An 8,001-nucleotide genomic window follows, 5' to 3' on the forward strand; every position below is an offset into this window, starting at 1 on the left:
AGCCACCTACTAGATTGAGCTTTTATTCATCGATAGGTATTTTATGCGTACACTTATTTTTCTTGTTTTTTTCCTTGGTTTATCTGGCTGTGCCAGCGACTCTGTCAATAAACCTGCAGCACAATATTTAACAGTTCTTCATACTAATGATAACCATGGTCGATTTTGGCATAACGAAAAAGGCGAATATGGTATGGCTGCGCGTAAAACCTTAATTGACCAGCTAAGAGCAGATGCAAAGGCACAAGGACATCAGGTGTTATTATTATCAGGTGGCGATATTAATACCGGTATCCCTGAATCAGACCTGCAATTTGCTGAGCCCGATTTTAAAGGCATGTCGAAAATTGGCTATGACGCAATGGCATTAGGTAACCACGAGTTTGATAATCCATTAAGTGTATTAAAACAACAACAGCAATGGGCTAACTTCCCTCTTTTATCTGCCAATATTTTCGATAAACAAACTAACGAAACTATTTTTGAGCGCTATAAAATATTTAACAAAGGCGGCTTAACCATTGCCGTTATTGGTTTAACAACCACAGACACTGCTAAAATTGGTAACCCGCAATACATTGGTCACTTAGATTTTAAAGATCCGGTTGAAATAACCGCCTCACTTACACAAACATTAAAAACAAAATATAACCCTGACATTACCATTGCGGTAACGCATATGGGCCATTATGTAGATGCTAATTATGGGATCAATGCCCCTGGTGATGTCACACTTGCTCGTTCTTTAGATAAAAACGCCCTTGATATGATTATTGGTGGCCATTCCCAAGAGCCAGTGTGTATGGCTGCTGAAAATGTTACTGATGAGCACTTTAAACCGGGTTTAGCCTGTAAACCAGATCAGCAAAATGGAACATGGATAATGCAAGCCCATGAATGGGGCAAATATGTGGGAAAAGCGGAGTTTAAATTGGAAAGTGGCCAATTATCACTGCTCAGTTATCAATTATTACCCGTTAATTTATACGTAGATAAAAAGCAAAAAGACGGGAGCGTAAAATCCGTACTTTCAGCAAATTACATTAAACCAGATCCAGAACTGCAAACCTTTTTAGCGGCGTACCAACAAAAAGGAGCAAAGCAAATTGAGGGTAAAATTGGCTTCGTCAATGACAGACTTGAGGGAGATCGCAACAAAGTACGCTTTGAACAAACAAACCTTGCGCGCGTCATCATCCAAGCACAAATGAACACCGTGGGTGCGGATTTTGGTATTATTAGTGGTGGCGGTGTTCGCGATAGCATTAATGCAGGTGACGTGAGCTATAAAGATATACTTAAAGTACAACCTTTCAAAAATCGTGTCGCCTATATCGACTTCAAAGGCAGTGATATTTTAACCTATTTAAACGTTGTGACACGTTTTCCACCCGACTCTGGGGCTTACATGCAATATCATAACTTAGCATTTGAATTGAAAGGTGAGCAGGTAACTAACGTGTTCATTGCTGGAAAACCGCTTGATATAAGCAAAACATACCGCATGAGTATTAATGAATATAACGCTTCAGGTGGCGATAGTTATCCAAAAATTACACAAATGGCAGGTTTTGTAAGCACTGATGAAACTGACTCGCAAGCTTTAAAGCGATTTTTTGCTGAACATAGCCCCGTTGATGCTCGTGAATTTTCACCTAAATAATCTAATGTGAACAGCGAAGAGTGTCATTAAAATGCTAATGACACTCTTCATTAAACTTTATGTGAGAGCAAAGCTAGTTAATCAAACATTTCAGCCCACAAATCACTCACCCTAAACGATAAAACTAAATTACTTTCCTATTATTTCTATATTGCCTTGGCTAACATTTACTAAGCCATAGCTGTGCATCCGTGAACGAGAGCCCTCTCCAAATGCCTTTGGCGGATAATACAACTCCTTCTGCTCTGGGCAATCATTTAATACATCATCTAGCGCCGCACGTATTTCGCTTAAGGTTTTTTCTAAACTGTTATTAAAGTTTGGCCGTTTTCTAATAGTATGCCCGAGTTCAACTAACCGATAAAAGTACTTATTTGCAAGTTCTAGCAACTCCTCGGGCACATTTTTATTATGGTTAAGTTTAACCTCTGGATTATTAGTACAAAATTCAACAAGTGCTAAATAAAAACATAGTGGCTTATTTGCTAAGGCTACTTGTTGCTCAGGATAATAACTATTGGATAATGTTTTACTTTTTAAATCAATCACGAGTGTTAATGACTTTGATTCTGGGGCAATTGAGTCTTGCTCAGTACCTAGTTTTTTATTTTTTTGATAAGTAATACTCTGCTTCATCATGAACATAAGTAATACACTAATACCAAAAAGTAGTATATAAATAGTCACTACAGCAGCCGAAAAATATGCTTGCTTTAAAGATAAAACAATAAACACCACGCTATTATTACTATTTAGTTTTCGAATAAACTCATCGGCTTTCAAGGGTAAGTTAAACTCGTGCTTTGGCACTATCGAAATCACCTGTATACCCGTACCTTGAATCTGAGCATTTACTGTTTGAATATAATGCTGTAAAGCCGCTTTATTACCCGAGTGCTTAAGCAGCTCATTTGATAAATCGAGCAAAGGTAAGTCTAAAGCGATTTGTTTTTCTATTTGGGTTATTTGTAACTTGTTTACATGTTGCTGTTTATGTGTTGTTGAAATATAAAACACGACAGAAAAAACGATGAATAATATAAAAACACCTAATGACAATACAAGCTTTCTCATTGCGACTCCCCTATAAAGGTAACGGGGTAATTATTACATTGCCAATATGGCTCAACATCTTGATAGTATCGAAACGATTGTTCTTTAGACATACTTAGTAAGTGAGACTGCACAGCACATAGTAAATCGGTATTGTTATGCTGCATTTTTAAGTACCAACGGGTACCTGCAACATTACTGCTTATAGGGGTAATATAATTTTTTGAGAAGCGCTTACTATCATTTTCTCTCCAAAAGGAGGCAATAAGATCAACTTGCCCGTTCGCCAATAATTCCCTCAATTCATTATGTGAGCTGGCATAGGTTATTTTTAGCTGAGCAATATTAAGCCCTAATTGCTTAAATGTTTGTTTTGGTAAAATATGCCCAGAGCGGCTAGTTGGATAATCTAGCAGGCCTATTCTTTTGTCTAAAAAATACTGTTTAGTGATCAGTGGCTTTTCTTTTGAAGATATAAAGAACGCGGTGTAATCTGAAAAGCCCACCACGGGTTGATAATTGTAAGTAGTCTCAGCTCTAAACGCTTCCATAATATTATTTTTAGCTAAAATTAAATCCGCAATACCTTTTCCTACAAACTCTAAGCTATCCACTGTTCTGTAGCCCCAATAACCAATCACAGACCCATATTGCTTTGCCACGACTTTATCGTCACACAGGTTTTGAGTGAGCAATTGAGCAACATACTTTGAGGGGGTAAATACTATAAGCTGATTTTGATTAGCTGTTGTCGTTGTTTGACATGTCGTTGATGTTTTTATCATCACAGGAAAGACTATTTCTTTTTCACCCACAACTAAGTGACCTGCAAACCAACTAAACAACAGTGCTATAAACATAAATGTAACAATTGCCGTTTTATGCAACATTAACTTTTTAATATTCAAAAAACACCGATTTAAAATAGAGTAATAACTCATTTGAACAATTTTAATTACTTATTACAATAGGTAATTTTACCCATTAAATTCAATATATTGATCTTAAAGAAAATTAAATAGGAAAGTATGAATTTTATTGAGTCCTTTCTATCATGATGAAAAATGAGGACAATTGACCTTATAAGCTTTTACAAATTAGATATCACACTTACTAGGATGCCTCGATGCAGATAAATGTAAAATATTCGCTTTCATTAACACTATTAATTAGTGCAATATTTGCAAGCACAGACTGTAATGCTTGGGGGCAAAATGGCCACCGCGTCGTTGGGAAAATTGCAGAGTCGCACATAAGCGAAAACACTAAAGCTGCACTTATTCCTTATCTTAATGGTGAATCTTTAGCACAGGTTTCAACATGGCCAGATGAAATGCGCTCTGCACCAGGTGATTTTTGGCAAAAAAAATCATCACGCTGGCACTATATTAACGCAGATGACGATGCAAAATTCAGCTTTAACCACGAACACACTGAACATAAAGAATCAGTAACAAACATATTAGAAGGCATTCACTATTCAATTAAAGTATTGAAGGATGACAAAGCAAGCCTTGCAGCCAAGCAGTTTAGTTTACGCTTTTTAGTGCACTTAGTCGGCGACAGCCATCAACCATTTCATGCAGGTAGGGCTGAAGATAGAGGCGGTAATCGCATTAAGGTTTCTTTCTTCAACCAACAAACCAATCTTCATAGCTTGTGGGATACTAAGCTAGTAGAAAATGAAAATTTATCTTTTACTGAATATGCTCAATTTATAAATACCAACAACAGCGAACTAATTAGCGAGTATTTACACAGTACGCCAACAAGTTGGCTTGAAGAGTCACATAACCTTGCTTTACAAATATACAAATCAACAGATGAGAATATTAGCTACGACTATATTTTCACTAACACCCCTATTGTGAAAACCCGCTTGCAACAAGCTGGTATTCGCTTAGCTGGATTGTTAAATACATTATTTGATCCTACTAACAAGAAATCAAAAATGGCTTTAACACAGCAAATCAAAAAATAAATTCAGTTTCTAACTTAAATCATCTAAATGGGAAATCAACATTATGACTAAGCTTCGCCTTTCGAAATTAACTGGAGCAGTAATTCTTGCTCTAGGAGTTTCAACAAGCGCTATGGCTGCTGACACCTCGTCTGCAATGCGTGGTAAAATAACCACACCTTCAGGTGCGAGCGCTGCAAACGTTAAAATTAAGGTAGTTCATCAGCCTACCGGCACAATCAGTGAGCTAACCACCAATGAAAGTGGTACTTTTATAGCCAATGGTTTACGTGTTGGTGGACCATATACAGTGATCATCGACTCTGATACGTTTAACGATACCACCGTTGAAAACATCTTTTTAAACCTTGGCGAAACTTACAGATTAACGTCGCAATTAGCACCACTCAATATTGAAAAAATTGAAGTGTCTGGTTATAAAATTGTCCAACAATCGGGTGGTTCTAGCAGCACGTTTGGTGAAGATACCATCAACAACATGCCTAGCTTTAATCGTGACATTAAAGACATCGCACGTTTAAACCCACTTGCTAGTATTAATGGTAGCGGCGAGCTAACCTTTGCCGGTAGCAACCCACGTACAAATGGTTTAACTGTAGATGGTATTGGCCAAAATGACGACTTTGGTTTAAGTTACGGCGGCTACCCTACTTCGCAGCCCCCTGTAGCCCTTGATGCGATTGAGCAGATCTCTGTTGATGTTTCTCCATTTTCAGCCTCTAAAGGCAACTTTGGTGGTGGTACTATTAACGCGGTAACTAAGTCAGGTACTAACGAACTTAAGTTTTCTGGTTTTTACGAAACATCAACACCTGATATTGCAGGTGATGTAGACAGCATATCTCAAGTGTTTGCTGATAACCGCCCTGTTTTAGATGACGATGGTCACCGCACATACATTGTTGAACAAGTAGAACCTAACCAAACTGAAAAACGCTACGGTTTTAATGTTGGCGGCCCACTTATAGACGATACCTTATTTTACTTTGTTAACTACAATAAATGGTCAAGCGAACTAGATTTAGATTATGGTTTTGAAGGTTCAGGCGCAACCAACGAATACGATGTGAGTGAAGAAAGCTATAACCGTTTCCTTAATATTCTAAATAACGAATACGGCTTAACAGACTCTCTTGGTGGCGACCCTAAAGACACCAACGAAACATTACTTGTAAAATTAAGCTGGAACATTGCTGATGATCATCGCTTAGATTTTACCTATCAGTGGCAAGATGACAAAGATGAAACAAACTTTGGTACTGGTGGCACATCAGTTCAGTTTGCATCAAGTCGTTATACATACGCAACCAAGTTTAATAACTTTGCTACCAAGCTATATTCAGATTGGAACGAAGACTTTTCAACTGAAATCGGTATTGCATACAAAGATGTATCATCGAGAAGTTTAACAAATTCTGATATTGGTAGCGTTAAAGTTGAAGAATACTTCCGTGGTCCTTCTTATAACTTTGGTACCGATGAGTTTCGCCATGCAAATAGCTCAGCAACAGAAAATTTAACACTTTCTCTTGATGCCACTTATTTAATGGACGAGCATGAAATTAACTTTGGTATGCAATATGAGTCGTTAAACTTATACAACCTTTTTGCAGCTAACTCACTCGGTTCATGGGAATTTGATAACTTTAATGGTTTCGAAAATCGTGAAGTAGGTAACTACAAAGGAAAGTACGATTTTAGCTACAGCAATGCCTTTACAAATAACCCTAATGACACTGCTTACGACGCAACCCGTAATCAATTAGCACTTTACATTGAAGATACTTTTTATGTTGGTGATGATTTAGAAGTAACGGCAGGTGTTCGTTATGAGCGTTTATCTTCTGATGATAAACCAACACTCAACGAAAACTTTTTAAACACCTATGGCTTTAGCAATCAAGAAAACCTCGATGGGTTAGATATTATTCTACCGCGTATTGGCTTTAAGTATTACGCAACTGGAGCATTAACAGTTAACGGTGGTGTAGGTCGTTTCCAAGGTGGTATCCCTAACGTTTGGTACAATAACTCATTCCAAAACGATGGCATTACTTTTGTAGATGCACCTCAAAGTGCTATTAACGATTATTATGCTAATAATCAAGCTGATATCACTCAAGTACCAGATGCCATAAAAGGCTCTTTAGTTCAAGGTGCAGGTAGCACAAACTATGTTGATCCTAACTTTGAACTACCGTCAAGTATTCGTGCACAACTTGGATTTGAGTACGACTTTGATTCTGAGTTACTAGGTGAAGGCTTTAAATGGCAAGCAGAAATTGCTTATCACAAAAAAGAAAACGAAGCTGTGTGGCATAACACCGCCATTAAACCTGTGGGTGTAGCGGCCGACGGCGAACGTATTATCTATGAAAGCATTTACAGCGGTGATTTAGCTGATAACTTTGATATAGCAATGACTAATTCAGCAGAAGACGGTCGCTCTGTTATTATTACAACAGCATTAGCTAAAGAGTGGGAAAATGGCCTTTATATTTCAGCAAGCTATGCACATCAAGATGTAACAGAAGCGTCTTCAGGTTCTTCGTCACGTGCACAAAGCAACTATCAGTACAATATTACAAAGAGCCGAAATGAAGACTTTGCTGCCCGTGGTGCATATGAAGTAGAGCATAGCTTTAAAGTTAATTTAGCGTATAACACTGAGTTCTTCAGTGGCTATGCCACAAGATTTAATGTGTATTTTGAACGTCGCTCTGGTCGTCCATTTAGCTATACTATGGGTATGTATCAAGATAGTGACTTCGGTGATACGCGTGACTTTTATTCAAGCTCAGCTTATTTAGCGTATATTCCAACTGGTGCAGATGATGCAAACGTAAACTGGGATGAATCAGGGCTATCATGGAGTGAACTTGAGACACTACTTAATAGAGCGGGTATTTCTGAGCGAGGTCAAATCTTAGACCGTAACTCAGGCACGCAACCATGGGTTACCACTATGGATATTAGCGTTAAACAAGAGATCCCAGGTTTTGCAAAAGGTCATAGCGGTGAGGTTTACTTTATGATTGATAACTTTGCCAACTTATTAAACAGTGACTGGGGCGTAGAAAAGCGCTTAGGTTTCTCTGACCAAGCAGTTTACGACTTTGGCGGCTTAGACGATCAAGGTCGTTATATAATTGATAGCAGATTTAATGGCGCTGATGTTCGTAACTATAGCCAATATCAAACTAGCTCATCAGCTTGGCAAGCTAAAATCGGTGTTAGCTATAAGTTTTAACCTATAACTTGCACATCAAAAGCTCATAAAATTAAAAAAGCCATTACATGCATG

The 8,001-nt window shown here is 37.9% G+C and carries 5 protein-coding genes; 3 read left to right on the top strand and 2 right to left on the bottom strand.

What is annotated here, in order from left to right; translation table 11 throughout:
* Positions 1–43 precede the first annotated feature (43 nt).
* Complete coding sequence (gene ushA, locus CWB78_RS00280; protein WP_138593882.1) at positions 44–1,663, top strand: bifunctional UDP-sugar hydrolase/5'-nucleotidase UshA; 1,620 nt, start codon at positions 44–46, stop codon at positions 1,661–1,663.
* Between the two features lie 129 nt (positions 1,664–1,792).
* On the opposite strand, the gene CWB78_RS00285 is transcribed toward ushA, so the two are convergent.
* Together CWB78_RS00285 and CWB78_RS00290 are read right to left on the bottom strand one after the other, a co-directional pair.
* Entirely contained in the window at positions 1,793–2,737 is a 945-nt protein-coding gene (locus tag CWB78_RS00285; protein ID WP_138593883.1) for a Rossmann-fold NAD(P)-binding domain-containing protein, read from the bottom strand.
* Positions 2,734–3,606 (bottom strand): type 2 periplasmic-binding domain-containing protein, encoded by an 873-nt coding sequence (locus tag CWB78_RS00290; protein ID WP_138593886.1) that lies wholly within the window; start codon positions 3,604–3,606, stop codon positions 2,734–2,736. Before CWB78_RS00290 ends, CWB78_RS00285 begins: the two co-directional genes overlap by 4 nt.
* A 236-nt stretch (positions 3,607–3,842) precedes the next feature.
* Here CWB78_RS00290 and CWB78_RS00295 point away from each other — a divergent pair, with 236 nt between their 5' ends.
* Together CWB78_RS00295 and CWB78_RS00300 are read left to right on the top strand one after the other, a co-directional pair.
* A complete protein-coding gene (locus tag CWB78_RS00295; protein ID WP_055011953.1) occupies positions 3,843–4,697 on the top strand; it encodes a S1/P1 nuclease in 855 nt (284 codons plus the stop codon).
* 43 nt (positions 4,698–4,740) lie between these two features.
* Complete coding sequence (locus CWB78_RS00300) at positions 4,741–7,947, top strand: TonB-dependent receptor (protein WP_138593884.1); 3,207 nt, start codon at positions 4,741–4,743, stop codon at positions 7,945–7,947.
* Positions 7,948–8,001: the final 54 nt, after the last annotated feature.

This window comes from Pseudoalteromonas sp. S1612 (genome assembly GCF_005887175.1).
Classification (GTDB): domain Bacteria; phylum Pseudomonadota; class Gammaproteobacteria; order Enterobacterales; family Alteromonadaceae; genus Pseudoalteromonas; species Pseudoalteromonas undina.

Coding starts and splice junctions, on each gene's coding strand:
- ushA (WP_138593882.1), top strand. CDS start 44: ATGCGTACACTTATTTTTCTTGTTTTTTTCCTTGGTTTATCTGGCTGT.
- CWB78_RS00285 (WP_138593883.1), bottom strand. CDS start 2,737: ATGAGAAAGCTTGTATTGTCATTAGGTGTTTTTATATTATTCATCGTT.
- CWB78_RS00290 (WP_138593886.1), bottom strand. CDS start 3,606: ATGTTGCATAAAACGGCAATTGTTACATTTATGTTTATAGCACTGTTG.
- CWB78_RS00295 (WP_055011953.1), top strand. CDS start 3,843: ATGCAGATAAATGTAAAATATTCGCTTTCATTAACACTATTAATTAGT.
- CWB78_RS00300 (WP_138593884.1), top strand. CDS start 4,741: ATGACTAAGCTTCGCCTTTCGAAATTAACTGGAGCAGTAATTCTTGCT.